Source organism: Paenibacillus macerans (assembly GCF_900454495.1).
Taxonomy (GTDB): domain Bacteria; phylum Bacillota; class Bacilli; order Paenibacillales; family Paenibacillaceae; genus Fontibacillus; species Fontibacillus macerans.
In genome coordinates, this window is sequence record NZ_UGSI01000001.1 from 2,061,269 (window position 1) to 2,086,422 (window position 25,154).

The 25,154-nt window shown below is 52.9% G+C and carries 24 protein-coding genes; 3 read left to right on the forward strand and 21 right to left on the reverse strand.

Annotated features, from left to right (window positions below):
• Positions 1 to 19: 19 nt before the first annotated feature.
• The 12 genes from DYE26_RS09395 to DYE26_RS09450 all read right to left on the reverse strand — a co-directional run bounded on the left by DYE26_RS09395 (position 20) and on the right by DYE26_RS09450 (position 16,770).
• A complete protein-coding gene (locus tag DYE26_RS09395) occupies positions 20 to 1,444 on the reverse strand; it encodes an extracellular solute-binding protein (protein ID WP_371860969.1) in 1,425 nt (474 codons plus the stop codon).
• A 129-nt stretch (positions 1,445 to 1,573) separates the two neighbouring features.
• On the reverse strand, positions 1,574 to 3,661 hold the full coding sequence (locus DYE26_RS09400; RefSeq protein ID WP_227877117.1) for an alginate lyase family protein: 2,088 nt from the start codon (positions 3,659 to 3,661) through the stop codon (positions 1,574 to 1,576).
• A 54-nt stretch (positions 3,662 to 3,715) separates the two neighbouring features.
• On the reverse strand, positions 3,716 to 4,918 hold the full coding sequence (locus DYE26_RS09405) for a dihydrodipicolinate synthase family protein (RefSeq protein WP_240534148.1): 1,203 nt from the start codon (positions 4,916 to 4,918) through the stop codon (positions 3,716 to 3,718).
• On the reverse strand, positions 4,918 to 5,934 hold the full coding sequence (locus DYE26_RS09410; protein ID WP_036623809.1) for an NAD-dependent epimerase/dehydratase family protein: 1,017 nt from the start codon (positions 5,932 to 5,934) through the stop codon (positions 4,918 to 4,920). The genes DYE26_RS09405 and DYE26_RS09410 overlap by 1 nt, the downstream gene beginning before the upstream one ends.
• Positions 5,935 to 6,621: 687 nt before the next feature.
• Positions 6,622 to 7,512 (reverse strand): PhzF family phenazine biosynthesis protein, encoded by an 891-nt coding sequence (locus tag DYE26_RS09415; RefSeq protein WP_036623810.1) that lies wholly within the window; start codon positions 7,510 to 7,512, stop codon positions 6,622 to 6,624.
• Positions 7,513 to 7,536: 24 nt separating this feature from the next.
• Positions 7,537 to 8,082, reverse strand: a complete 546-nt coding sequence (locus tag DYE26_RS09420; protein ID WP_036623811.1) for a GrpB family protein — start codon at positions 8,080 to 8,082, stop codon at positions 7,537 to 7,539.
• 393 nt (positions 8,083 to 8,475) lie between these two features.
• Entirely contained in the window at positions 8,476 to 9,414 is a 939-nt protein-coding gene (locus DYE26_RS09425) for a toxin Cry1Ac domain D-VI-related protein (RefSeq protein WP_036623812.1), read from the reverse strand.
• Between the two features lie 360 nt (positions 9,415 to 9,774).
• The gene (locus DYE26_RS09430; protein WP_227872901.1) at positions 9,775 to 10,938 is read right to left on the reverse strand and encodes an NAD(P)-dependent malic enzyme; all 1,164 of its coding nucleotides are present in this window, start codon (positions 10,936 to 10,938) and stop codon (positions 9,775 to 9,777) included.
• A gap of 336 nt (positions 10,939 to 11,274) precedes the next feature.
• Positions 11,275 to 12,630, reverse strand: a complete 1,356-nt coding sequence (locus tag DYE26_RS09435) for a 2-hydroxycarboxylate transporter family protein (protein ID WP_036623814.1) — start codon at positions 12,628 to 12,630, stop codon at positions 11,275 to 11,277.
• Between the two features lie 158 nt (positions 12,631 to 12,788).
• Positions 12,789 to 13,499, reverse strand: coding sequence for a response regulator (locus DYE26_RS09440; RefSeq protein ID WP_036623815.1), 711 nt, complete (start codon positions 13,497 to 13,499; stop codon positions 12,789 to 12,791).
• Entirely contained in the window at positions 13,496 to 15,094 is a 1,599-nt protein-coding gene (dcuS, locus tag DYE26_RS09445; RefSeq protein ID WP_082207825.1) for a DcuS/MalK family sensor histidine kinase, read from the reverse strand. The genes DYE26_RS09440 and dcuS overlap by 4 nt, the downstream gene beginning before the upstream one ends.
• Before the next feature lie 98 nt (positions 15,095 to 15,192).
• Positions 15,193 to 16,770, reverse strand: coding sequence for a sensor domain-containing diguanylate cyclase (locus DYE26_RS09450; RefSeq protein ID WP_036623816.1), 1,578 nt, complete (start codon positions 16,768 to 16,770; stop codon positions 15,193 to 15,195).
• Between the two features lie 185 nt (positions 16,771 to 16,955).
• Between DYE26_RS09450 and DYE26_RS09455 the strand changes: the two genes are divergently transcribed.
• Positions 16,956 to 17,777 (forward strand): class I SAM-dependent methyltransferase, encoded by an 822-nt coding sequence (locus DYE26_RS09455; protein ID WP_036623817.1) that lies wholly within the window; start codon positions 16,956 to 16,958, stop codon positions 17,775 to 17,777.
• 5 nt (positions 17,778 to 17,782) lie between these two features.
• Here the strand turns inward: DYE26_RS09455 and DYE26_RS34830 are convergent, their stop codons facing one another.
• The 6 genes from DYE26_RS34830 to glpX form a co-directional block, all read right to left on the reverse strand.
• Positions 17,783 to 17,962, reverse strand: a complete 180-nt coding sequence (locus tag DYE26_RS34830; RefSeq protein WP_371860971.1) for a SecDF P1 head subdomain-containing protein — start codon at positions 17,960 to 17,962, stop codon at positions 17,783 to 17,785.
• Between the two features lie 444 nt (positions 17,963 to 18,406).
• Positions 18,407 to 18,928 (reverse strand): hypothetical protein, encoded by a 522-nt coding sequence (locus tag DYE26_RS09460; RefSeq protein WP_036623818.1) that lies wholly within the window; start codon positions 18,926 to 18,928, stop codon positions 18,407 to 18,409.
• A gap of 24 nt (positions 18,929 to 18,952) precedes the next feature.
• The gene (locus DYE26_RS09465) at positions 18,953 to 19,447 is read right to left on the reverse strand and encodes a YdbC family protein (protein ID WP_127463422.1); all 495 of its coding nucleotides are present in this window, start codon (positions 19,445 to 19,447) and stop codon (positions 18,953 to 18,955) included.
• Entirely contained in the window at positions 19,429 to 19,986 is a 558-nt protein-coding gene (locus DYE26_RS09470; RefSeq protein WP_227872893.1) for a GNAT family N-acetyltransferase, read from the reverse strand. The genes DYE26_RS09465 and DYE26_RS09470 overlap by 19 nt, the downstream gene beginning before the upstream one ends.
• A 93-nt stretch (positions 19,987 to 20,079) precedes the next feature.
• On the reverse strand, positions 20,080 to 20,247 hold the full coding sequence (locus DYE26_RS33380; protein ID WP_155620417.1) for a hypothetical protein: 168 nt from the start codon (positions 20,245 to 20,247) through the stop codon (positions 20,080 to 20,082).
• 84 nt (positions 20,248 to 20,331) lie between these two features.
• Positions 20,332 to 21,324, reverse strand: coding sequence for a class II fructose-bisphosphatase (gene glpX / locus DYE26_RS09475; RefSeq protein ID WP_051985514.1), 993 nt, complete (start codon positions 21,322 to 21,324; stop codon positions 20,332 to 20,334).
• Positions 21,325 to 21,662: 338 nt separating this feature from the next.
• Between glpX and DYE26_RS09480 the strand changes: the two genes are divergently transcribed.
• Positions 21,663 to 21,899, forward strand: coding sequence for an RNA chaperone Hfq (locus DYE26_RS09480; RefSeq protein WP_036623819.1), 237 nt, complete (start codon positions 21,663 to 21,665; stop codon positions 21,897 to 21,899).
• A 28-nt stretch (positions 21,900 to 21,927) separates the two neighbouring features.
• On the forward strand, positions 21,928 to 22,533 hold the full coding sequence (locus DYE26_RS09485; protein WP_036623820.1) for a pentapeptide repeat-containing protein: 606 nt from the start codon (positions 21,928 to 21,930) through the stop codon (positions 22,531 to 22,533).
• A gap of 51 nt (positions 22,534 to 22,584) precedes the next feature.
• Here the strand turns inward: DYE26_RS09485 and DYE26_RS09490 are convergent, their stop codons facing one another.
• The 3 genes from DYE26_RS09490 to DYE26_RS09500 all read right to left on the reverse strand — a co-directional run bounded on the left by DYE26_RS09490 (position 22,585) and on the right by DYE26_RS09500 (position 25,140).
• Positions 22,585 to 23,058 (reverse strand): hypothetical protein, encoded by a 474-nt coding sequence (locus DYE26_RS09490; RefSeq protein WP_036623821.1) that lies wholly within the window; start codon positions 23,056 to 23,058, stop codon positions 22,585 to 22,587.
• 7 nt (positions 23,059 to 23,065) lie between these two features.
• Positions 23,066 to 24,130 carry a suppressor of fused domain protein gene (locus DYE26_RS09495; protein WP_036623822.1) on the reverse strand — a complete coding sequence of 355 codons (1,065 nt, stop codon included), beginning with the start codon at positions 24,128 to 24,130 and terminating at the stop codon, positions 23,066 to 23,068.
• A gap of 362 nt (positions 24,131 to 24,492) precedes the next feature.
• Complete coding sequence (locus DYE26_RS09500; RefSeq protein ID WP_036623823.1) at positions 24,493 to 25,140, reverse strand: RNA ligase family protein; 648 nt, start codon at positions 25,138 to 25,140, stop codon at positions 24,493 to 24,495.
• Between the last annotated feature and the right edge of the window lie 14 nt (positions 25,141 to 25,154).

Genomic DNA, 25,154 nt, shown 5'->3' on the forward strand with positions numbered 1-25,154 from the left:
CTTATCACGCGCTTTCCGTCTAGTTCTTATAAAATTCGTCCAGCACCTGCTGCACGTCCTTATCCGCCTGGCTCAGCGCCTCGTCGACGCCGATCTCGCCTTCAAACGCCCGGTTGACGCTGTCGCCGAACTTTCCGACCCATTCGCTCCAGACCGCGTTGACGTCCAGCGTCCCGGCGAATTCGAAGCTGTCCAGGAACGCCTGCTTGTTGTCGGGTTTGCCGCTTAAAAACCGCTCGGAGTTGGCCGCCGATTTTTTCACCGGAACCGCTTCGCCGAGCGACGCCCATTCGTTTTGCACCTCGTCTTCCGTCGCCCAATATTTCACCCATTCCCAGGCCGCGTCCCCTTTGGCGCCTTCCGCTTGCTTGTTGATCACCCACGAGTTGGCGATGACCGGAGCAAACCGTTTGCCATCCGGCCCCTTCGGCAGCAGGGTCACATCGTAGTTCAACCCCGCGTTGTTGGCGTCGATCGTACGGGCGTATATGCCGATCCGCATCGCCGCCGCTTTGCTCGGGAACGGAGCCATGTTGCTCTGGAAGCTTTTTAAATCCGAAGGCGCCGTGAACCATTCGCGCTGCATGCCGTCGACGATCCATTCCATCGCCCGCTTGTTTTCCGGCGTATTGATAATGGACTTCGTTAACGTTTCGTCGAGCACGCCGCCCCCGTACGATTTCAGCACGGTCATCCAGCCTTCGGTAATGCTGAAGAACGTCAGGCCGTACTGGCTGATTTTGTTTTTGTCGAAAGCGGCATCGGTCGCATAAGCTCCGGCGGAATCCTTCGTTAGCTTTCCGGCGGCCGCCTTGAGATCATCCCAGGTCCAATCCTCGGTCGGGTAGGCGACGCCGGCCTCATCGAACATGTCTTTGTTATAGTACAGCACCGCGATCTGGATGCCTTGCGGGACGCCCCAGTATTTGCCGTTTACGTCTTTGTTGAAGTCGAGCCCGTAATAGTCGTCCTTGCCCAGATCCCGATCGATCAGTTCGGTCAGATCCTTGAGCACACCGCGCTCCGCGTACTTCGGCACGAACACGCCGTCGGACAGCCAGACATCAGGGGCGCTTTCGGCGGCGATTTGGGTATCGAGCTTTTGGAAAAATTGATTGTACGGCGAAGATTCCGTTTTGATCTTAATGTTTGGATGCTTTTCCTGGAATTTGCCGATCAGCTCCTGCATTTTGGCGTCCGTCTGCGCGGAAGAATAATACCCGAGCCGAAGCTCCACCGTTTCCGCAGCCCCGCCTGACCCCTTCTGCCCCTGGTTTTGCTGCCCGGCCTGCCCGCCCGGTCCGCCGCTATTTCCCGTGGCCGCCCCGCTTCCGCCGCCGCCCGAACAGGCTGATATGAACAGTGCGAATAGCAACGAAAAAGTAAATAAAAGACCCGCCCGTTTACTGTTCAGCCGCTTGGTGTTCAGCCGTTTCATGTTCATCCCCCCAGCTCGAATTTCCACCCCGTGTCATTTTTTTCTATAGTGTCCATGGCTAGTGTGGTTTCCTTATTTTCAAAGTACTTGCATTCTTACTAAAGGTGAACGTCCTTAAAACGACCTAAAAAATTTTCAAACCTTCACGGTGTAGGTCCGCACGGAGTCGCCGAGCGCGGCGGATTTTCGCACCAGCAGCACGTCGCCGCTCAGATGGACACCGGCAAACCGGTAGCCGCGCGGCCCCTGATGGGAGAACAAAACCGCATCTTCCCCGCCGTCTTCGCCTTCGCGCGCCACCGATAAGGCCGTAGCCAGATGCGGCGCAACTTTGCTGCCGTAGCTGTCCAGCACTTCCAGCTCCCGCACCGAGGGCGCGGCTTCTTCAGCGGTCCTGGCCGGATACAGCACCGTCACGAATTTGGTGAAGCCGCTCCCCTTTTGCCGGAAAACAAGTCTGCTCGAGAAGGTTTTCTCGTTGTAATTCCGGGAAATCCAGCACGGCTCCGCTTCCATCTTCACTTGTCCCAGCGGGATCAAGCGCAGCAAAGGTCCGCTTCCGTTCGGGGAGCAGGCTTTGGCAAGGCCGTCCTCCTCAAAGCTCACCTCCAGCCCCTCGGCAAAATGAAACGGGAGCCTATAGTCATGCACCGTCTCGCCATGCGCCCGGCAAGTATCGACCACGATCCAGTAATCCGGTTTGACGAACAAAATTTGCCGCAGCACCTGCACCGGATGCGGCAAACGCCAGTACCCGTCATGCCCTGCCTGCGCATAATTGTATTCCGGCGTGAGCCGCCGCCAGGCATCAAGCGGGCGGGCCGGGTCCCGCCATTTCCAGGAGTCCACGTAGGTTGAAACGGTCCTGCCGTCGACGGACAACGTATTGTGCTGAAGCGACTCCTTGAAATATTGGCGGTACGCATTTTCCATGTACGTGCAGCGCCCGGGATCGGTCAGGAACTCCCGGCCGTAGGCGAACAAATTGATATGCAGCAGGTCGTCGTGTCCGTGCGCCCGGATCACGTCCATATGCCCGGCGTCGAACGTCAAATAGCGGGCCGAGCGGCGCCAGTCGCTGCGCATAAAGACATAGCCGCTTTGCTCCAGCCCTATTGAGACAAATTCCGGATCCCGGGCCGGAAGCCGCTCGTAACCGGCGAAGCCTTTGGGGCCGAAAAACCAAATTCCTTCATAATCGAGAGTTTCGTACCCTTGCGACTTCAAATCACCGCGCCCAAACAAAACCGCGCCTCGCGCCAGCACATCGCGGATGTCCGTCGCGTCGCTGTCGCTTAAGGCCGGCTGACGCCCGTTCGGCTGCACGAGCGCCAGCGAAGCGGTGTACATCCGGTTCAAGGTGTCCTTCAGGACGGGCGGCAGCGGCACACCGTTCAACTCCCCGAGCCACACCGACTCGAACAGACAGTGCAGCACCTCGTGGTGGTACATGCTGCACTGCTCGTTATGCAGCCCGTCTTCGAACACCTGCAGCGGGCACATCTCTTCAAGCCGCCGGATCGCCGTCCTCAGCCGCTCGTCCGCACCTTCAACCTCGGGGAACAGCAACGCCAGCTGAAACAAACCGTTCGTCTCCAAAAACCCCCAATTGCTCTGTCTATCATGCGGCGTATAGGCGAGACTCAGGTACATGCCGTGCCGGCGGACCGCTTCCTTGAACAACGCCTCCTCCTCTTTCCCCCAAAGCCCGGAGACGCGGACGCAATAGTACCCCTTCAACCAGTGCGTGATCCGGATGCCGCTGTCCAGCTTGCGCCAGGTGTCTTTTACGTTATAGGCCCGGTTAGCGCTGGCCCGCACTTCTTCCTCAGTCAGCGGGTTTTGCGTCATCCAATCCTTCAGCAAGCGAATATAGCCTTCCGCAAACCGCTCTTCCCCGGTGAGCCAATAGGCTTGCCCCAGCTCGCCCATATATCTCGCCCGGTTCAGCATCACCAGCCACTCCAGGTCGCCACGGTGGCGGTAATTCCAGTCGATCCGTCCCGGAAACACGACCTCCTCCTCGCAGCGCTCCATATCCCAGCGATGGGTGAAAATAAACGTGTTCCGGCAGGCCAGTTCGGCACGGTGAATCACCTCCCGCACTTCCTCCGGCCAATGCTTGCGGCAAGCGTCCGCAATAAACCCGCGATCCTCCTCTTTCCAGTAAAAACGCCTCGCCTCCAGAGCTTTCTTTCCCGCCGCGGTATCGTTTGGCAACACCGGCTTCATCCGCCTCCTTTTTCGTAGTTAGGCTTTTTGCCCGAAAACGGCAGCCTACGCTTCATTCAGCCATTCGGCCAAATGCCGCAGGACAAACTCATCGTCGTTAAGATCAGGATATGCGCGATAGACGCGTTCAATCTCTTCAATTTGTCCCGGCGACAATTGTTCGTCCGGATTGAGGCACCAGTTGCCCGCCAGCAGCCCTTGCCGCCGCAGCACTTCGTGAATGCCGGGAATGCAGCCCTGGAACCCGTTCGCCGCGTCAAAAAAAGCCGCATTCGCGTCGGTGATCCCGACTCCCCGGCTCAGCCATTCGGCGGAAGGGACTTCCCCCCGCTCGCGCAGCGCGATGATTTCCTCCAATAGCTCCACCGCCTTCGACGTCCACACCGCCCAGTGCCCCAGAAGGCCGCCGGCGATTTTTTTCTCCGTCCATTGTCCGTCCGCGCTCCGGAACCGGTACGCCTTCAGCAGATCGGCCACAATGTTGTCGTCGTTGCCCGTGTATAGCGCAATGTCGTCTCCGCGGCTCGACTCGCACACCGCGCGAACGACATCCAGCGTCTGGTACCGGTTGAACGGCGCGATCTTGATCGCCTTCACTCCGGGAAGCTCCGCCAGCTCCCGCCAAAACGCATAGCTGAGCCGCTTGCCGCCGACCGCCGGCTGCAAATAAAAGCCAAACACCGGAATGACCGACGATACCTTTTCGCAGCGGCGGATCAGCTCCGCTTCGCTCAAGTCTATGAGCCCGCCGTTACTGACCAGACCCAAGTCGTAGCCCAGCCCGGCGGCCGTTTCCGCTTCGCGCACCGCTTGCCCGGTCGGCCCGCAGATCCCCGCCACTTTAATGAACGGGCGGCCCAGCCGCGCCCGCTCCACTTCTTCGGCGGCAAGCCGCAGCACCGGCTCATACAGATCGATCCCCGGTTCCCGGATTTCGAACTGCGTCGTATGCACGCCTACGGCGATTCCGCCGCTCCCGGACGCTATATAATACCGCGTTAACGCCCGTTGTCTCCGTTCATCGAGCCGGCGGCCGGCATCGAGCGCCAGCGGGTGGGCCGGAATCACGGTCCCGCGATGCAGCAGCTGGTGAATTTCGGGTTTGAGCGACGGGAGGTTTTGTGGCCCGTTATATCCGATTAAGACAGATTGGCTGGATTGATTGAGTTGAGTGAGTTGATTGGATTGATTGGGGTGATTGGGGCGATTGGGGTGCGCGGGCAGCATGCTTTGTTTACTTTCCTCCATCAAAACGCACCTGCCCGTTCCTGAAAATGCGTTGGCTTGCTAAGCGTCTCTCCTCCGGCTTCCACCCATCCCGCCGTCCATTCGATCATCTGCCGGAGCGATACCCGCGGATAACCCAATTGGGCATGGGCGGCCGAGGCGTTGCTAAGCAGCGCGGTCGGCTGCTCTTCGCCGGTGAAAACCGGCTTCACGCCAAAGGCATCGCCAAACCGCTCGGCCAACCAGCGCACCGATACCGATTCCGGGCCGGTTACGTTCAGCGTGACCGGAGGCGATACGCAAAGCAGCAGTGAACGGATGGCCATTTCGTTGGCATCCCCCTGCCAGATCACGTTGACCATTCCCATGTTCAGGTCGATGGGCCTGCCTTCCTTGACCGCCTTGGCAACCTCGAGCAGCACGCCGTACCGCATATCGATTGCATAATTTAAACGGAAGTTTAATAGCGGAGTCCCGTTTTTCCGGGAAAAATATTCGAATACCCGCTCCCGCCCCAGGCAGGACTGCGCATACTCGCCGACAGGCGACGGCGCGGTCTCCTCCGATGCCCCGCCAAGCTTAATGTCGGTCAGCGGATAAATGTTCCCGGACGAAAAAGCCACGATCCGCGAGGTTTTGTACTTTTCGGCCACCCGCCCCGGCAAATACGCATTCATCGCCCAGGTGAAATATTCGCGGCCGGTCGTCCCGAATTTATTGCCGGCCATGTAAATGACGTTTTGCGCTTCCGGCAAACCGGCCAGCGCTTGCTCATCAAGCAGATCGGCCGCCAGCGTAGCGATCCCGGCCGCTTCCAGTTCACTTCTCATGCAGCCGGTCGAAAACCGGGACACCCCCGTGATTTTGGCCGTTTTACCGGCCGCCGCCAGCCCCCGCCGGAGCAGCTTCGCCAGGCTCGGTCCCATTTTGCCGCCGACGCCCAGGATCAGAAAATCGCCGTCCAGTTTGGCCAGGTCCCGAACAAGCCGGTCGGACGGCTCGCTTAGACGCTGCTCCAGCTCATTTACCGTTTTCACAGCTCCCACCTCTTCCGCGCAACTGTTTTTTTCAAATCCTGCTGCGTTACCTTTATGTTAGAAGCGGCGGGAATACGAGACAACGACCATATATCGTCCTAAATTGCCTGTGCTGTGTGAGGCCTTGCGAACTTCTCCTTATGCGCGTGTTGGTGGTCCGGGGCAGGTGTGGGTGGCTGTCGGCCGCCTGGCGGCTCCATATTTCGAGGCGGACTTCCCTAGTGCAAAACCAGTGCGGAAACAGTGCTAAACCCTAACGGACAGGAAAGACCTTATTTGCTCGTTTCCCGGGTATTTCCCGCTGTAACGGACCCGGAAGACCTTATATGGCTCCGGATAAGTCTATTGGGAAGAATTATAGGGAATAAGCACTAGTGTTGCATAAACGTTGATTTCAAATTCTAACGGTCGCCATAGCGCTTATTTCACTGAAATCCGGCTATTTTTGCTTAGAATCAGGCAAATAACGGAGCTCATAACCGTTAGAGTTTTGAAAAGGGCCTTTTTCGGAAAATAGCCGCTGCTACAACCGTTAGATTTCCTGCAAACCTATTTTTATAAGCCTTTGCGGGAAAACTGAAATGTATCAAGGCTACAAGTTGTCTTGTGCGCGAGCTTGAGTTTATGCAACGCCAGTGGGCAATAAAATCATCTGGGTCCGTTAAAACTTTAGCGTTTCCGGCTCCTTTATTCCAGATCGACTTCCATTTCTTTTACAAACACTCCCGTTCCCGATATAAAAACGTCCATACTGCCGCCATTGCGCACCGCTCTCACCCAAACTCTGCCGTCCCTGCCTATTTCCTGGCCTTGTTCAACCGCAAATTCCAGCAAAGGCAGCCGCTCGTTGATATACTTCAGGTAATACGCCCCCATCACGCCGGAAGCCGTGCCGGTGACCGGATCCTCCACCGTACCGGAAAAAGGCGAAGAAAAATGCCGCGAATGCATCATGGCCTCCCCGTCGTACGTTTGAAAACAAATCGGATGTACGGATGACCGCGGATTTTCGGCCAAAATCTGAGGAAAATCCTCGTTACGGGGCTGCATGGTTTTAAACTTGCTTAACTCCTTGATAGGAATCAACAACGTCCATGTCCCTGTGCTGCCGTACACGATCGGTTTGGAAAGATCGAGCTCTTCCTTAGTCAAGCCGATGGATTCGGCCAACTTCCGTACATCCCCTTCAAACGGAATAAAGCGGGGAGCGTCTTGCTGCATTGTAATCAAAATCTGTTCATCCTTGTTTTCAAAAGAAACGGGCAGCACGCCGACATTGGTTTCGATATGGAAGTTGTTTTTGTCCTCCAGCAACCCCCGGGTTCTAAGGCAATATAACGCGCCGACCGTCGCATGACCGCATAAATTCATTTCGTGTCCGGGCGTAAAATACTTTAGCCTTAAATCCGCTTTGTCCGACTTCAGGACAAATACGGTTTCATTGAACCCGACTTTCCCCGCAATGCGGAGCATGTCGTCTTCGTTCAAGCCTTGGAAGTCCAGCACCACCCCAGCCGGATTTCCTTGATTGACTACGGATGAAAAGGCATCATAATGCAGAACTTTTACTTTCTTCACGTTTTCTCCTCCGAACATTCCGGTTTACGCATCGGATTCACCCGGCTGCCATCCGGTTTCTTGCGCCCAGAGATGGGCCCGGTGCAAAATCTCCCATACGATGGGGCCCTTGCCTTCCACATACTTGGAACGGTCATGCGCGAACCATTTCATCAGCCGATGCTTTTCATCGGCGTATTTCCGGCCATCCTCTGGATGCTCTCTTAAATAATCTCTAAAAAGCAACGTCATTTGTTCCGCAAAACTCCCGGCGCGCCTTACATGAATATGAGTTCTTCTGCTCCCGGGCACTTCGCGAAAATAGCGTTTGGACTTGTCCGGGTTATCGCTTCTCCATTGAAATCCCAATAATTCGATTTTATCTCGATAGCTGAGTTCATCCTCCAAAACGGCAACGGATACCTGGATATCTATAATCGGCTTGGCGTCCATTCCTGCAATCGACGTCGAACCAACATGATCGATGCGTAACGCCGTTTCTTGAAGCGTATTTCTCAACCTGGCGCCAAGCTGCCAAAATAAATCTTTCCATGCCGGATCATACTTGGCTATTTTCCATTGGTCCTCCATGTTTAACAGCTCCTTTTTTTTACAACTCCTTTAATCTACCTTGTGCCGCCCTTCTCATATACAATTCCGAATTCCACTCAAACCCATATTACTAAAGGGGCGGAAGTCCCCTTACATCCGGTTCCAGCATATTTCGCCAACGATTTCACCCCAAATTTGACCATCAGATGCGGCCAGGCTTCTATTGCTCAGAATAATTCCAGGTTTTATAGTAATCTTAGTCTATGGTATCACGAAAAAAATATTTCTCTAAGGCTATGAGAGCGTAAGAGAGCAAATTGGTCTGCATAACGAAAGAAAGCGGCAAGCCCTAGCTCAAGAAATGTCTTGAATGCAAGGTTTGCCGTCTTTTCGTTACACTATTGCTACAGCATGTTTGCTGATAGGCTTGTTTTAATCATTTGCTATATCATGAATATATACAACCTCTTCGTTCGCCATCATATTTACCAGTTCTGGAGAAGCCCAATATTGGCCGTTGTATTCAACAACATCACCCGATGCTAGATATTTCAGCAAGGTGGCTGCATCCCCTGGACTATAGGGTACCCATCCTTTAAGATCTAAAGTGTCATTAGATTTTTTAGAAGAAGAATTTTTTTGGGCTGCAGCTCTTTCTTTAGCTTCCGCTTCGGCCTTTGCCTTTGCTTCTGCTTTTATCTTGGCATCCAGATATACGTCAGCAACTTGTACATACGACAATAAATCTGTTTTTGCTTTATGTTGTTTAATCTTTTTTACACTTGCTTTTGCCTCGTTAATTTCGGTTTGTTTGATGGATTTTTTGACAGCCGTTTTTTCTGATGATGTAAATAATGAATCCACCTTCTTGGTTGCTGCCGAGATTTGTTTGAATTGACTTTCAGCCTCATTTATTTTAATCGTTAATTCATCTACAAAGGCCGGCTTAGCCGACTTCAATGCCTCCAGCTGGCTTTTGCCGGACTCTATGTCAGGTGACTCCACGATGGCTCCATTCTCGTCGAACAGATTATCTATGCTCTGCTTTAAAGCATACATCTTATCTACATCGCTTATGTCCGAAGAGGCTTTGGCTAATAGTGCGGAAGCTTCGGGAGAGAGCTCTTTATTATCATAGGCTGCAAATAATTTATGTACTCTTTGGATCATATCTTTGTCAATCGGATCAGCCAGATTCTTTTTTTGTTCGTCTTGATAAAGGGTGTTTACCTGTTCTTGAATACTAGAAATATCTGCTAGGATAGCCATCTCTTTTTTCACTTTATCATCGTTAATTTTCCAAACCATAAAACCGGCCACACACACTACTATTAAAGCAAATGCAATAGCAATGATTGGCGCTTTCTTCATGTTCCATTCTCCTTATAATGATGTAACTAGCGCGAGGCGTCACTACAAGCCTGGCAGTCCTATCTCAATGACTTAAGACTCTCGGACTCCCAAGGATTTATAGGTAAAAAGTAATAAATTAACATTACCAAATATTTTCTAGAGCTGCAAGAGACGACTTCAAAGTTTCATCAGTAAAATACGATAAACGAAAACGACCCATCCTTAGATACTCATATCCCAGGTTGGGTCGGTTGCGGCCTTAAGGCTTCTGCCATGATTATACCTTGAACAACCATGGGGCGACAGCCTCGCTTATTTTTTTATTTTTAGCCGACATCACTTGCCATTTCCGAATATAGTCCGGATTTTAGCCCGCCGTCACTTTATATCGACAAGCGAATTTTTACGCGCTACGCCGCTGTCTACGGCAGCTTTGGCCACCGCCAGCCGGATTCGTTCGACCACACGGGAATCAAACGCATCCGGGATGATATAAGTTTCGCTTAGCTCAGACGGATCAATCACGGAGGAGATCGCTTCCGCCGCCGCCAGCTTCATCGCGTCGTTGATGTCCGTCGCCTCGCAATCAAGCGCCCCGCGGAAAATCCCCGGGAAGCAGAGCACGTTGTTGATCTGGTTCGGATAGTCGGAGCGGCCGGTCGCCATCACCTTGACATAAGGCGCGGCAAGCAATGGATCGATTTCCGGCGTCGGGTTGGCCATGGCGAACACGATCGGATCTTTGGCCATGTTCCGCAGATCGTCGACTTTCAGCACGTTTGGAGCCGAGACCCCGATAAACACATCCGCTCCCTTGATCACTTCCGACAATGGTCCCTGTTCATTGTGCGGATTCGTATATTCGGCAAATTCGCTCCAGTGCTGGTTCTCGTACGCCGCGCTGCGGTTGATGGCCCCTTTGCGGTCGACGCCGATCAAATTAACCGCGCCCGCCTGCAGCAGCATTTTGGAGATGGAAATGCCCGCTGCTCCAACGCCGTTGATGACGATTTTGACCTCGCGGATATTTTTTTCGCATACCTTCAGCGCGTTCAGCAATCCCGCAAGCACCACGATGGCCGTTCCGTGCTGATCGTCATGGAATACGGGGATGTCCAGCTCCGCTCTGAGCCGCTCCTCGATGACAAAGCAGCGGGGCGAAGCGATATCCTCCAGGTTAATGCCGCCGAAGGTTGGAGCCAGAGCTTTGACGATCGCTATAATCTCCTCCGTATTCTTCGTATCCAGGCAGATCGGAACGGCGTCCACCCCGGCAAACTGCTTGAACAGCGCGGCCTTGCCCTCCATGACCGGCATCGCCGCCTTCGGTCCGATATCCCCCAAGCCAAGCACGGCCGTTCCGTCCGAAATGACGGCGACGGTGTTCTTTTTGGTCGTAAGCTGGTAGGCCTTTTCCTGGTCCTCGGCGATGGCCTGGCAAACCTTGGCGACCCCCGGCGTGTATACCTTGGAGAGATCCTCCTTGCTCAGAATCGGATGCTTAAGCGTCGTTTCCAGCTTTCCGCCCTCATGCAATTGCATAATTTCCAGCAGCCGCTCCACGATATCGCCGCTGCCGAGCTTTTGTGCCGCGGTTTCGATAAACTCTCTATCCTCCTGATATTGCACCGAGATCTTCACTTCGGCCTCCGCCATCCCCTGTTCGTTCGGATCCTGAAGCTCGACTTGAAGCACGGTTCCTTGATACGTCTCCACAATGTTCACCAAGTTTGCCATATAGTCGCTGCCGCTTTTGTACTGCACGCGCAGCGAAAACAAATAAGAATGATCCAGCGTTTGATTCATCGCGGGTCGCCTCCATATCGAATGTTGTATTTTTTATGACAATGTTCCTATCCAATCAATAAATCCTTAAGTTCAGCCTCCCCAGACGGAGATCAGCAGCGTAGCCGCGACAACGGTCAGCGCCCCGCCGATCCGGGTGGAGATTTGCGCAAAAGGCATCAGTTCCATCCGGCCCGATGCGGAAAGAATGGCCACATCGCCCGTTCCCCCGAGCCCGCCGCGGCAGCCTGTCACGATGGCGGCTTCTATAGGGTACATCCGGATCCATTTTCCGACTATATAGCCCGTCACAATCATCGCGGCGATTACCGACGCACAGACGAGCACGTAAGGTATGGAAATGAGCGCGGCCACGTCTTCCAACGGGATATACAGAATGCCGAGGCCAACCATCAGCGGCCAGGTCAGGGTGCCGGACACGAACTTGTAAAGGTGGTACGCGCCTTGTTCGATTTTGTACGGAAGCAGCTTGAAAATTTTCAGCAGCGCCGCGCCAAAGATCATCAGGATCGGGCCGGGTATGCCGACGTAGGGCGACAGCAAACTTCCGGAGATGAACAGGCTGCAGGCAAAGAGCAGGCCGCCGCCCATCAGCGGGAAATCGATTTTTTCCGCATCGTAATGGCTTCCGCCAAGCTGCTTGCCGCCCTTCTCCCGGACAAGAACGCCATTGCCGGTAATCGACGGGTTTTTGTCGGCCATTTTCTTCAAAATGCCGGCCCCGATAATCGCGAAGACGTTGCCGATAACCGCGGCCGGAATCATCTGCGCCACGTATTGCCCCGATTCACCGCCGAGAATCTGCGAGAAGGCGATCGATAAAGGCAGGATGCCCTCGCCTACGCCGCCGCCAATGATCGGAACGATAATGTAAAAAAGCGTATGGTGGGCGGTATAGCCGAACAGCATGCCCACGACCAGCCCGACCGCGACGGCGGCCGCCGTACCCGCGATCATCGGAATGAAAATCCGGATAAACCCGCTGATCAGCGTCTGGCGGTTCATCCCGGTGATGCTTCCCGCCACCAGGCAGGCGATGTACAAATAAAGAAAGTTGGACGTCTTCATCAGCGTGTGCACGGCGTCAACGACCGGAGGATTCAGCACGTTCCAAAACACGAGGAACGACGGAATCATCAAGGACAAAATCGCCGGACCGCCGATGTTCTTGAGCAGCGGGAGCTTAAACCCGAGATGGCTCAGCAGCACGCCCATAATCATGATTACGGCCAAGCCGCCAATCATGTCGTTCGGCAGCTGGCCGACGGCGGCGGCAGCGACTATAACGAGGGCCAGCACGATGTAAACCGGCAAAGGAATCACACCGATCTTTACGCTGAGCGCTTTGGACAGCAAACCTTCCGCTTTGTCGGCGGGCTGTGACTTCGGTTCACGCGAAATGGCCTGCGTCTGTACAGTTTTTTCCATAGGGGAAATAGGCCTCCTTTGATTAAATTCAGCCTCATCATAGCTTTTTTGTAAGCGCTTTTGTTTTTATGTAGATATTGATCGAATTTTTAAAGTTTTTAAAGTAAGCGCTGTCACAAAACAGACAACCCCCCTTGCTCGCGCAAGGAGGGCTTGCTTTATTGCAAATATTTCGTGATTTGGATCTTTCCGTGCGGCGTTATTTTGTACTTCTGCACCGGCCTGCCTACGGTCCCGTAGATCAGCTCCATTTCGAGGATGCCCCTGGCCTCCAGCTCGGTCAAATATTTGCCGGCGGAAACCCGGGAAATCCCGGTCGCCGCGGAGATATCCACGCTTGTGAAGCCATTGGCGGAAGCCGCTTCGATCGCGTTCCATACGGCTTGGAGCGTCTGGCGGGTGAAGCCTTTGGGCAGCGGCTGGCTTTGGCCTTCGTCCGCGGCGGCATGCGTGATCGAGTCAAGCTCCGACTGGACGATGCTGCCCGTTCTCTTGAAAAGCGCGGCCCGCTTGCGATACGCGTCCATGGCCAGGCGAAAGCGGTTGAACTCAAAAGGCTTGATCAAATAATCAACCGCCCCATTGTTCAGCGCCTGCCGGATGCTGCTCTTGTCTCTGGCGGCCGAGATGACGATCACATCCGTAGGCAGCGCTTTGCGGCGGATTTCGCTCAGCAGCTCCAGCCCGCTGCTTCCCTTCATGTAAATGTCCAGCAGCAGCAGGTCGTAATGCGCGGAATCCAGCAGGCCGAGCGCCTGCTCGGCGGATTCGGCCCAACCCTCGGCCCGGAAGTCCTCAATCTGCTCCAAATAAAATTTATTCATTTCAGCGACCATCGGATCGTCTTCAACGATGAGTACATTAATCATGAGTCATGAGTCCCCCATGCTTTTGCTTCATACGGTATGCGTACGATAAATTTCGTTCCCGAACCTTGCGCACTTTGGCACCAAAGGCGCCCGCCCAGTTTGTTGACGCCGCGCATCACCAGGTACAAGCCGATGCCTCTGCCCTTGCCTTTGGTCGAAAAGCCCTGCTCGTAGATCCGTTTGATCATCTCTCCCGGGATGCCCGCGCCGTTGTCGCTAACCGTCACGGTCAACTGTGAGTTTTCATGGGAGAAGCCGACGGAAATATCTTTGTTTTCTTCGCCCGGCTCGGCCTCCAGCGCATTTTCCAGCAGATTGCCCACAATGGTGACCAGCTCATGGGCCGTTTCCGCATTGGCGCATTCCGGCAGCACGTCCTCTTCGAGGATACGCATCTTCACGCCGGCTTCCCGGGCCCGGCTCAGCTTGCCCAAAAGAAAGCCGGCCATCACCGGGTCCTTCACCTGCTTCACAAGCATCCCGGCCTCCGACTGAAAATGCCGGATGGTCCCGCTCAGGTATTCCTCCAGGCGATCGTAGCGCCGCATATGGTTCAAACCGGCCATCACATGCAGCTTGTTCATAAATTCATGGGTCTGAGCCCGCAGGGCTTCGACATACAGCGAAACGCCCGACAACCGCTCCATCAGGACGTCGATTTCGGTCTTGTCCCGAAACGTGGCAATCGCGCCCTGGGTTCGCCCGTTCACCTTGACGGGCACAACATTGGCCAGCAACGTCATTCCGTCCTGCTCCATCTCCATGTCGTTCAGCGGCTCCCCGGTCTCCAGCACCTTGTCCATACGCAGCAGCGGGCAAAGCTCCTGCGAGCGGCCGCCGGCTTCCGTGATGCCGATCAGTCTGCTCGCTTCGGCGTTGATCAAGGTGATGACCCCCAACGCATCCACGGCGATAATGCCTTCTTTGGCGGATTGCAGCATCGCGCTGCGCTCCTCCAGCAGCTTGGCGATTTCGTCCGGTTCCATGCCGAACATCATCCGCTTGAGCCGGCGGGCCAGCAGCACCGCCCCGGACACGCCGAGCACGCCGCCGGCGGCCATCCCCAAATAAATAATCCAGCGGTTCTGCCGCACGGCCGAATTAACATCGTTCAGCGCCAGCCCGACCGCAACCGCGCCAACCGGCTTGCCGCCGACGATCACCGGAGAAAACGCTCTCACGGATTTCCCTAAGGTTCCCTTGGCGATGGATACGGATTCCTTCCCATTTAGCGCTGCGGCTTCATCGCCGCCGATAAAGTGCCGCCCGATCTTCGCCGGATCGGGGTGGGACAGCCGGATGCCTTGCCCATCCATAACGACGATGAACTGCACCCCGTTCAGCGTACGGATTTCTTCGGTAAACTCCTGGACAAGTCCGGCGTCCGCCTGGCCGTTCAGCGCGCTCAGAACGGTTGGATCCCTGGAAACCGTGCGGGCGATCGTAATCGCTTTATGCTCCAAATCTTGCCGGGTCAGCCCGGAGATTTTCATATTAAACAGCAAATATACGGCCAGCAGGACCAATGCCAGCACGGAACAGACCATTAAGGTGATCGTCGTTTGCAAACGCAGCGTTCGGCCGAAGAATTTCATATTTCGCCATCCTTCGAAGTTTTCTTTGATTATACTCCGTTATTTCGCCAAAAGTCAGTGAAGGTTATGTGAATCCGGCTATCCGGCGTAAGGCGCCATCATTCCGCGGCGATCGTCCGGTCACGCCCTTCGCGTTTGGCACGGTACAAAGCCATGTCCGCGGCCTGCAGCACCTCGTCGCGGCTTACGCCATGCTCCGGGGATAACGAGATGCCGATGGAGACGGTAATCTTCCCGGCAAAGGGGGTTGGAGCCGCGCTTATCGTTTGTCGTATTCGTTCGGCGATCCCGTACACCTCGTCCATATTCCGTTCACGAAGGAGGATGACAAACTCCTCCCCGCCATAACGGGAACATACCGCTTCTGGAGGACTGGACTTCGCGATGACGTTGGCGACCGTTTTTAAAACTTCATCGCCGGTTTGGTGGCCATAAGTATCGTTTACCGCCTTGAAGTGGTCGATATCCAGCAGCAATACGGCATACCGATCCCCCTTTTTGTCCCATAAATCCAGGCTGCGTTCCATTTCTCTGCGGTTGAACAGCCCGGTTAACGGATCGGTGATCGCTTCCTGCTGCAACGAAGAAGTTTGTTTCGCCAGCGTTTCGGCGGCCGCTTTCATCATCCGGTTCAATTGATCGGCTTCCCGGTTCCAATGGGGTTTGAATTCCTGCAAAGACACATCTTGACCGGCGGCAATGACTTTCGTAATTTTATACAATCGGGCAAAAGGCGCGGCGATTTTAGCGGCAATAAATCCGGCAAGAATCAACATGACCGCGACCGGAACGAGCATGCCCCGGATCAGGTGAAGCAGGTTGTCGTTGACATCGGCCATAATCGATCGCTCGGAAGTCTGCATGACAATGACCCAGCCGTTGGTGCCGACTCTCGCGTAACCCGCCAAATAATCATCGCCGCGCGTATTTCTCAAATGCAGTTCACCGCTATTGCCTGCCCGAAATTGCCGCACAATCGTGTCAGGCACCTTTTCCCCCACCCGGCTCTGATCCGGATGGTAAAGCAGCTTGCCCGCGGAATCAACGATATAGGAATAGGAGTCCGTTTCATTGCCCGCATTGGAGCCAAAAATACTATGCAGGATATTATCCTTCTCCAGGTAAATCGTCCCCCCGATCATGCCGCGATAACCGCCCAGTTCATCAAAAACCGGCTCGCTTATAAAAACGATCAATCGTCCCGTAGGACTCACATACGGCTCGGAGATGTAGGATTTTCTGCCGTTTAAAGCTTCCAAAGCCCATTTCGTCGTTACCCGTGCATTGTTCATATTGCTGCCATAAGGGGAAACAGCTCGAAATTGCCCGGTTTCAGCGGTCCAAAATACGGAATTGAAATACGGGCTGCTTTGCCGGACAAGATCGAAAATGTGCTGTAACTCCTCTTTGTTGGATATATCCATGGTGCGGATTTGCGAAAGATTGGTTACGGAATGAAGGGTTTTTCGCATCGAAAAAAACAGCGCCTCGGTAGTAACCGCCATCTTTTGCGCCGATGATAAATTGTGCGACATCGTGTTTTGGAAGAGAGAATGTTTTTCGTTATTATATTGGGTGTATGTCATGATGGACATGGTGATCAGAATGGAGAAACAAACCATGGCGGACAAGACTACGGAAAGACTGATTTTTATCGGTTGTTTAGGGATATGCATGAAGCCGGATTCCTACTCCTCGTTGATAATTTAACCTGCTGCCAAACTGTTATCATAGTACTTCAGAAACGCGCCCGAGTCCATACACCATGAAGCAATGCGGCAAAACCTCTTGGTGCATTTTTTCCTTTCATTCTCAATAAACAACGTGTAAAATATCCCATTAAAAGAAGCGAGGTGGAATTATGGAAGAGGATGAGAAGAAGGAGATTTTGAGTTACTATAACGAGGGCGCCGAGATTGGCAGATTGCAAAGGGGAATCGGCAAGCTTGAATGGGAGCGGACCCGGGAACTAATCTCCAGATATTTGCCTGCGCAAAAAAGCGTGATATATGATATCGGAGGCGGGATCGGCTTGTATTCGTCCTGGTTGTCCGGCTTGGGTCATGAGGTTCATTTATTTGACCTTGCCCCGCAAGAAATCAAATACGCTCAAGAAAACAATCCGGAGATATATCAACTCGAAGTGGCTGACGCAAGAAACATCAACAGGGAATCCAAAAGCGCCGACATGGTGCTGCTGATGGGGCCCTTGTATCACTTAACCGGCGGGGATGATCGTCTGGCGGCGCTCGCCGAGGCCAAAAGGCTCTTAAAACCGGGCGGCATCCTTATCGCCAGCGTCATCACCAGATTTTCTTCCACCTTATGGGGACTATCCGTCTTCGGCCAAAAAAATGATTTTATCCTGGAGCAGGACTTTTTTGAGATGATCGGCAGGGAATTGGATCACGGACAACATGTCCGGCCGGAAAAATACCCTTATTTTATTTCCAGATCCTTTTTCCATATCCCTGGCGAGCTAAGGCAGGAATTAACGGATGCCGGCCTTATGAATATTGAGATTTACAGCGTGGAGGGCCCCGCCTGGATCGTGCCCTCATTTGAAAAAAAATGGGACGATCCCGAAGCCAAAGCCAAATTGCTGGAAATCGTCCGCAAGGTCGAGCAGCAGGAGTCGTTGCACGGCATAAGCCCGCATTTGTTGGGCGTGGCTTTTTGTTGAACTGTTTACTCCATACTTAATTTGATCGTATCCACCAAACTTTTTGCTTCCTTCAGGGAATATTCCCCGCCTATGCTGAAGTCTCCCGATGTCAGTACTTGCTGTATAGTCGGGGAGGTAATTAATTCTTCATCGCAGTAGATGGACAATTCTTCGCCTAGCAGTTTTTGCGTGATCTCTTCCAGCTTTTTGGGTTCTTAAACCGCCCGCTTATAAAATATTCCTTGCCTGTGGGGCCGTTAGATACCGAAACCGAACTCATGATCGATCACAAAATTGCCAATGACCCTTCGATTCGTGAGTTCCGCGTGCAGCGTGAGGATTGAAATCCTCTCGGAGTATCTTTTAGGCGAAACATAAGAGCAAAAAATGGCGTTATTCCGCCGATATCCACCCATTCGAAAAAAATAGTGGAAATTTATGTCGCTATTTTCTCAAATTATATCGAAATGCCCGTGATCCGGACCATTCATAAGAAAATAAGTACAAAAAATGGCGTTAATGAGGATGAACATGCCCATATCCCGATAATAAGGACATAAAGTTCCGCTATTTTTGAAGGCTGCTATTGGTCGTTCCAGTAGCCGGCCGTAAAGCACCGCTTTCTATCGTAATCCCTCATCTTGTAGTTAATTACATAGAGAGCCCAATTCTTGTTCCAATTCATCATTTAACATCTTGGTATTAATCAGCTGACGTATTAAGGCAGCATTCACTGTGCTCCTGTTTTCTTTCAGGTAATTTAGCAGCAGATTTGCTTTTGTTTTTCGGTTCATCAAATAATACGCCACGTACCAGATTTCAGGGCTCGAGACGGGAATGCCGTCCCACGTCCCCACATGACTCACCGGCAGCCGCAGCACTCCATGATCCGTATGTAAGGCGAAATAACCTATGAATTCAATATTGAGCGAATCTATTTTGATCCGGTACTGGCTGGCAAATGGATGGTCTCCGCTTTTTTGTTCCGCCCAGTCATAGTCTTGGATGGCTTCGATTAGCGTTTCTTTTGCGCAATCCACGGTAATATCCCAATCATTTACGGCATCAACCAATTTCAAATCGTACAATACCGCGCTGCCGCCCAATGAATATGTAATGTTGCATTTTTCCAACCTTTCGATAATCGGAAACAGCTCATGGGGTCTCATCAAGTGCCCTCCCTATTAATTCATCTAACTAACGCTTGAGACAGGTTCCAATTCAACAGCCAATGCAGGCTCCTCCATCCCGCCCATGTTAAAGACTCCCGCGGCGGCTTCGCTTCCCTGCCGAATCATTTGCATTAAATACGCTTGATATGCATTTTGGGAAATAACGACCCGGTCAAGACGATAAACATCGACTGTGCTTATATTTCCCGCAAATTCGCCATTACGAACGCTGATGCTTTCATACGTCCCAGGTTGCCCGGTTTTTTGGAAGATCTCATCATGGAAAATATCCATGAATTCGCGGTATAATTCCGCAGTCTCCCAAAATCCGAAAATATGGGCTTCCAGTACATCCCCCTTGCGTTTCCATCCGCCGATTTGAGCGATGAACCCCGGCACTTGCGAAAGCAAGCTCCAGCGGGACTGGGCTTGCGAAAAAGCTTCTTTTTTTGCACTAGCTACCGTACAGGTAACCCATTTTATTAACATAAAACACCTCAAGTTAAAGAGATCCAATAACGTTGTATCTCAACTCCGCCGACGACCGCCTCGGAAGCCAAAATGCCGTTGTTTTTTTGAATCGCTTTTGCCGATCCGATATTATCCTTGTCGCAAGTTAGCAAAGCGCGCGATATTCCCATTGATTTGGCATGGATTAATGCCTGTTTCAGAATCTCCGTGGCGTAACCCTTTTTTCTGGCCGAGGGTCTTATTCCATATCCGATGTGCCCGCCGATGTTAAGCAGGGAATCGTTTAGTCTGTGTCTGATATTTGCCGCGCCGACCACTCTCTCATGATCCTCAACAAGCCAAAACGTTGAACTGTTTACCGTCTTTCCATCTTCTACCGGGCCGTCCCTTAAAATGATTAATCGCTCCAGAAATGAACCAAAATCTTCGTAATCGAATCTCAGCACAAAAGGAACCAGCTTCTCTCCGGTTTCCTTCCATTCCTCGATCATTTCGATGTATTGGCTTTGATATGCTTTGGCCGGTTCAATTAACGCGAGATTGTTCATCATAAACCGTCCTTTCTTGTTCAAGGCTTCTTCCATGATTATACATCACAAGACCGATGAGAAAATAAACAAAAAAGCCAGGAGGCTAAAATCCTCCTGACCCAATCCTATCATCCATCCCCCAATCCGCTAGTACAGCCGTTCCTCGCCCGTTTTCGGATTTTTAAAAGCGGAGCGGTAATCGTGGGCGCTGAAATCTTCGGCAAATTCCGTATCGCTGTCCCCGGATTCCCGGGTTTTGTTGATTTCCGCCGTTTGGTCTTCTGCTTTGGCTTGCTGGTTGGGCTTATGATCCATTCGAAAAAACACCTCCTAGGTTGCGATCTCTTCGCACTTTAGGATGCACTTTCCATTCCCGTTTATGCATAAAGGGGGGATTCGTCAGATCACCATGGCTCTATCGAATAAATCCCCATCGCGTCCGGCCTGCTCCGCAGGATGATGAACGGTTCGGATAAACCGCATCGTCCCGGTTTTGGCCCGCAGCACCATGGAATGCGTTTCGGCGCGCTGGTTCGTCAGGTCCCTTACCCCGCCCAAAAAATCTCCATTAGTTATGCCGGTTGCGGCAAAAATGACATCGTCGTTCCCCACCAGATCTTTCATCAATAATACCTGATTGGGGTCGGCAAGTCCCATCGCGATGCAGCGCTCGTATTGTACCTGGCCGTCCGGCATTAACCGGCCCTGGAATTCGCCGCCCAAAGCTTTCAGCGCAGCAGCGGCCAACACGCCTTCCGGCGCGCCGCCCGAGCCAAGATAAAGATCGATGCCCGTTTCCGGAAAAGCGGGAGCCATCGCCCCGGCGACATCGCCATCGGGCAAAAGATTAATCCGCACACCGCACTCGCGCAGCGTGTCAATCAACGTTTGATGTCTCACGCGGTCAAGCACCATTACGCTTAAATCGGATATTTTCTTCCCCAGCGTTTCGGCGGCTTTAGCTAACGTAACTTCCACAGGATCAAGCAAACTAAGCTTCCCTGCCAATGCAGGCCCTACTGCCAATTTTTCCATATACATGTCGGGCGCGTGCAGCAAATTGCCTTTCGGGGCGATCGCGATGACCGACAAAGCGTTGCTGAGGCCGTTTGCCACCAGCGAAGTGCCTTCCAGCGGATCCACCGCTACGTCAACCTCCACGCCATGCCAGTTCCCCACCTTCTCTCCGATGTACAGCATCGGAGCCTCATCCATTTCGCCTTCGCCAATGACGACGGTTCCCTTAATGGATAAGGAGTCGAGCGTGCTTCTCATCGCCGAGGTTGCCGCATCGTCAGCGCTGGTCTTATCTCCTCTGCCAATCCATGGCGCCGATTGCAGCGCGGCCATTTCCGTAACGCGAACGACCGCCAACTCTAATTCACGGTTCAAACTAGTTTCCACCTTTCTTTATCCATCAAGGTTTAGGTAATTTTTTGTAGTTCCACTATAATACGAATCAAGTCATTTAAGAAATTAATATATTTTACTGTGGATATAGATGAGATTTATAGACCCAAAGATCCGGGCTAATTGCCGCAGTTAAAAATTCGACAAAAAAAGGCCGCGGCCGAATCGTTATATAATTACTCGCGAATTGTCAATAGGCCGAAAAATATTGCCCTTGACTTTTCATAAAGGCCGTACGGGGCTTGACAGCCGTGTGCTATATTTAAAGTGAGATTCCGCGGAAGAAGTCGTCTATTTTTAAGAAAGGAGAGGGATCAGAGATGCTTGAAAATCGCGGGGACAAGGAGTTCGCTCAGGATCAACAATTATACTTCCTGTGGAAAGATCGGCGGGAATGTACGGTCATCACCAAAAATGGCGTCCCCCTCAAGGGAACGGTTGAATTATTCGATAAATATGTCATCTTGTTTCGCACGCTCTCCGGTAAACAGAGCATGATTTACAAACACGCATTATCCACGATCATTGCCGAACCTACAAATAAAACTACCAGTTAACTCTCTAACGAAACACAGGAGGCGTTCAATGTTTCAGTACAGCAATCAAACTTATGAAGGAGTAAACTTTGGCACGCAAGATTTAAAATACGGCGAACTCATCGGCTGCACATTTAACCGCTGCTCATTTTCTAACGGATCACTGGACGAGATTGTGTCGGGCAACTGCCGTTTCGTGGAGTGCAATTTTCGCGGGGCGTCTTTAAACGGCTCCATTCATAAAGAATCCGCTTTTGTGAACTGCAACTTTCACGGCGCCGATCTGTTTGTTGCCAAATTCGACACATGCAAAATGACCGGTTCGGATTTTTCCGGCTGCCATATGGATGGGATTACGATTCTGCAAGGTGATTGGTCCTATACAAATTTACGGCATGCCCGTCTGGTAAAACAGGACTTGCGTGGGGTTAAATTTTACGAAGCGGACTTGTCCGGAGCCAACCTGGAGAAAGCCGATTTAAGAGATTGCGATCTGACCATGGCCGTGCTTGCCAAAGCAAAACTGCAGGGTGCCGACATCCGGGGAGCCAACATGGAAGGCGTGGATTTCAAGACCTTTGATGTTACCGGGTTAAAAATGGACAGGGAACAGTCCGTTTTGTTTTCGCTTTGTTACGGAGCCAAGATAGGTTAAACTGGGGCAGCTAAAATTCCCCCGGGCGGCAAGGCCGCTGGGGGTACAAGATTAACGGTGCGCTCGATTTTCTATACGCTTCGGGAATGCCAGCCGCCTACGGACGTTGGACCGGATATAGTAATCCCCATCGTTCTTATGCTGCCGCAGCAACCGTTCATAGACCTCCAGCAAGCGGGGATCGTTTCCCCCGCCGAGCGCTTGCAACGCGGTGTGTTGCACCCGGATTTCCGGGTCATCCAGCGCCTTCGCAAAATCCGCTATATGGGCGGCCTTCATTTTGGGGCTGGACCTCCCGGCCTGATAAACGGCCTGAACGCGAAAGTCTTGATGGGAATGCGTGAAAAAAGGCAGCAGCGGCAGCATTTCCACGCCGGCATCGTCCAACATGTACGCCATAAAGCGGAACGCCTCCGGATTCGTTTCACGGGGCAGCAAATGGACGATCTCCGCGGTGAAGCTCCGCGCCCTTCCGGCATGAACCATTTTATGAATTGCAGCGCCGGCAGCCGCTTCCCTAATCAAGCGCTCTCTATCCGATCGTCAAGACAACGTTCCCTTCCTGATCCTTGATATGCGTTTTTACGACTTGAATAACCATTCCTTTTAACGAAGAAAGCTTAACCGTCGCTGCCTTCGGCTGCATTTGCCCGGCGAGTTCGGCGACGGACGCCTCGTCCAGCCGCAGCACAACCTCATCTTCCCCGGCTTCGAATCCGGCCTGATCCCCCGGTTTCAGGACGACCTGGATTCCCTGGCCCACCAGAGTAAGATCCTTGCCCTTGAGGATCCGGCCCCGGATCAGCTTCCCGACAACCCCGGCCTGCTTCGCTCCAAGCGTAAGCGCAGCCGGCGTTTTGCCGAACAAGCGGTTTTTCCCCGGTTCCCAGGCGAGCTGATCGACAAACAAAAAGCCGGTGCTCGAGCCGTCCCGCTCCATTCCGTTTTGCACCGCTTCAGCAATCGCCGGAACCTCCAGCACGGAATCGCGCGATAAATCCGTGACGAGACCGGGCAGATGCCCCTCGCACGCCTTCAGCATCCCCCGCGTATTCCACGCCTGCATTGCCTCCAGCTCATCGCCCGTAATGCCGATCATTTGCAGAAACTCGACCTTCCCGTTCGGCGTATCGATCTCCGGAAGCTCCGGGTCCCAGGTAAAAGCCAGCGCGGTCAGCTTCGTATCGTCGCCGGCACAGATCGGACCGTTGGCATCCAAATAATCGCCTGCGCGGAACACATTTCCGCTTCTGAACACGTACCGCCCCATATTTTGCAGCAGATTCAGCGCCCAGGCCGGCGGCTCCTCCTCATCCTCCCCGCGCGTCAAGCGGAAGGTCAGCTCGAAGCCGTATCCACTGTACTCGGCATCCTCGGACTCCTTCCCGTACAGCTCGGAGAAACCGAAAGTGACAAAATGCCAATGCGGAACCGGCTTTTCCGCCTTATAGGCGCTGATCCCGTCCAGCGGGTCCGGACCTCCCAGCACATATTTAATCAGCGTGCCGTAATGCTTCGGCTCCTGATCCCCGTAAATCTGCTGCATTTGCGCCTCTATAGCGTCCCAGCCGGTCGTAACCACTTCTTCTTCGCTCATGTTCGATTCCTCCAAAAATAAACTCGATTCCTTGAACGTCATTATGTATAAAGCCAAAATCAAGAGGCAGGATTCCCCGTTTTCCGCAGACGAACCCCAAAGAAGGAAGGGATTTCCATAGCCCGCTGATGTATCAGTATAAAGCTATACGCTATGTATAATCAATGAAAGCAATCGTACGGAACAAGAATAGCTCCCTTTGGCCTATCCCCGTTTAGTTCGTGTTCCCTATGTAAAATTCGTATCAGGCAGTTCCAACGGCTTAAGCTTGTGAAAAACCATGTTTTAGGATTACATGATAAACCCTCCTCACTATTTCGGCCTATGCTTCTTTCTATCCCTTGTTGCTATTGTTCGCCCCTTCAGCCCGCTTGACCGTCCGGGGCCAATCCGTTCGGCTCGACCGGCTTGCTCAGCCAGTGCTCATCGGTTTGCACATGGTTTTGGCGCACGAACTTAGCGGCGGAACGTTTGAAGTCCTCATAGGCGAATGCCGAAGTCAGACGCACGACATATCCTTCCTGCTCGCCGCCGCAGCGCGACCGCTTCGTGTAGCACGCTTTGGCCGCCTCCTCGCTCCAGGGTCCGCGGTACAGGACAGGAACATGAGGAATGCCCAGCTTGGCCGCCCAAGCTTCGGTTTCATCCCAGGACAGGCAAATGTTGCGCTCGTTCCACACCGAAAAGAGCATGAAGTAGCCGGGCAAGGATGAATACGCCAGCGAATGTTTGGCGTACACGTTTTCCCCGCACAGCCGGTAACCGTCCGGGATCAGATAACGGATTCCCCCATGCAGCGTTTTGACGTAATGCCGGGAGGGATGGTCTTTGCTGTCCAGCGATCGGGCGTGCAGAAAATCCGCATACATCGTCGTATTTTCCCCGTCCATTTTCTCGGTGATAACCACTTCCCGGCCGGCAAAATGCGCGGTGCTCCGCAATATTTTATCGTCGTCCGTATAGCTTCTCGACCAGGGCAGGTGCAGCGTTTTCGGATATTTCATTCTCATGGAAATCCCCTTTC

Bases quoted from the DNA above. Each gene is read 5' to 3' on its own strand.
- DYE26_RS09395 (WP_371860969.1), bottom strand. From the start codon at position 1,444: ATGAACATGAAACGGCTGAACACCAAGCGGCTGAACAGTAAACGGGCG.
- DYE26_RS09405 (WP_240534148.1), bottom strand. From the start codon at position 4,918: ATGGAGGAAAGTAAACAAAGCATGCTGCCCGCGCACCCCAATCGCCCC.
- DYE26_RS09420 (WP_036623811.1), bottom strand. From the start codon at position 8,082: ATGGAGGACCAATGGAAAATAGCCAAGTATGATCCGGCATGGAAAGAT.
- DYE26_RS09425 (WP_036623812.1), bottom strand. From the start codon at position 9,414: ATGAAGAAAGCGCCAATCATTGCTATTGCATTTGCTTTAATAGTAGTG.
- DYE26_RS09430 (WP_227872901.1), bottom strand. From the start codon at position 10,938: ATGCAATTGCATGAGGGCGGAAAGCTGGAAACGACGCTTAAGCATCCG.
- DYE26_RS09435 (WP_036623814.1), bottom strand. From the start codon at position 12,630: ATGGAAAAAACTGTACAGACGCAGGCCATTTCGCGTGAACCGAAGTCA.
- DYE26_RS09440 (WP_036623815.1), bottom strand. From the start codon at position 13,499: ATGATTAATGTACTCATCGTTGAAGACGATCCGATGGTCGCTGAAATG.
- dcuS (WP_082207825.1), bottom strand. From the start codon at position 15,094: ATGAAATTCTTCGGCCGAACGCTGCGTTTGCAAACGACGATCACCTTA.
- DYE26_RS09450 (WP_036623816.1), bottom strand. From the start codon at position 16,770: ATGCATATCCCTAAACAACCGATAAAAATCAGTCTTTCCGTAGTCTTG.
- DYE26_RS09455 (WP_036623817.1), top strand. From the start codon at position 16,956: ATGGAAGAGGATGAGAAGAAGGAGATTTTGAGTTACTATAACGAGGGC.
- DYE26_RS09460 (WP_036623818.1), bottom strand. From the start codon at position 18,928: ATGAGACCCCATGAGCTGTTTCCGATTATCGAAAGGTTGGAAAAATGC.
- DYE26_RS09470 (WP_227872893.1), bottom strand. From the start codon at position 19,986: ATGGAAGAAGCCTTGAACAAGAAAGGACGGTTTATGATGAACAATCTC.
- DYE26_RS33380 (WP_155620417.1), bottom strand. From the start codon at position 20,247: ATGGATCATAAGCCCAACCAGCAAGCCAAAGCAGAAGACCAAACGGCG.
- DYE26_RS09480 (WP_036623819.1), top strand. From the start codon at position 21,663: ATGCTTGAAAATCGCGGGGACAAGGAGTTCGCTCAGGATCAACAATTA.
- DYE26_RS09485 (WP_036623820.1), top strand. From the start codon at position 21,928: ATGTTTCAGTACAGCAATCAAACTTATGAAGGAGTAAACTTTGGCACG.
- DYE26_RS09495 (WP_036623822.1), bottom strand. From the start codon at position 24,130: ATGAGCGAAGAAGAAGTGGTTACGACCGGCTGGGACGCTATAGAGGCG.
- DYE26_RS09500 (WP_036623823.1), bottom strand. From the start codon at position 25,140: ATGAGAATGAAATATCCGAAAACGCTGCACCTGCCCTGGTCGAGAAGC.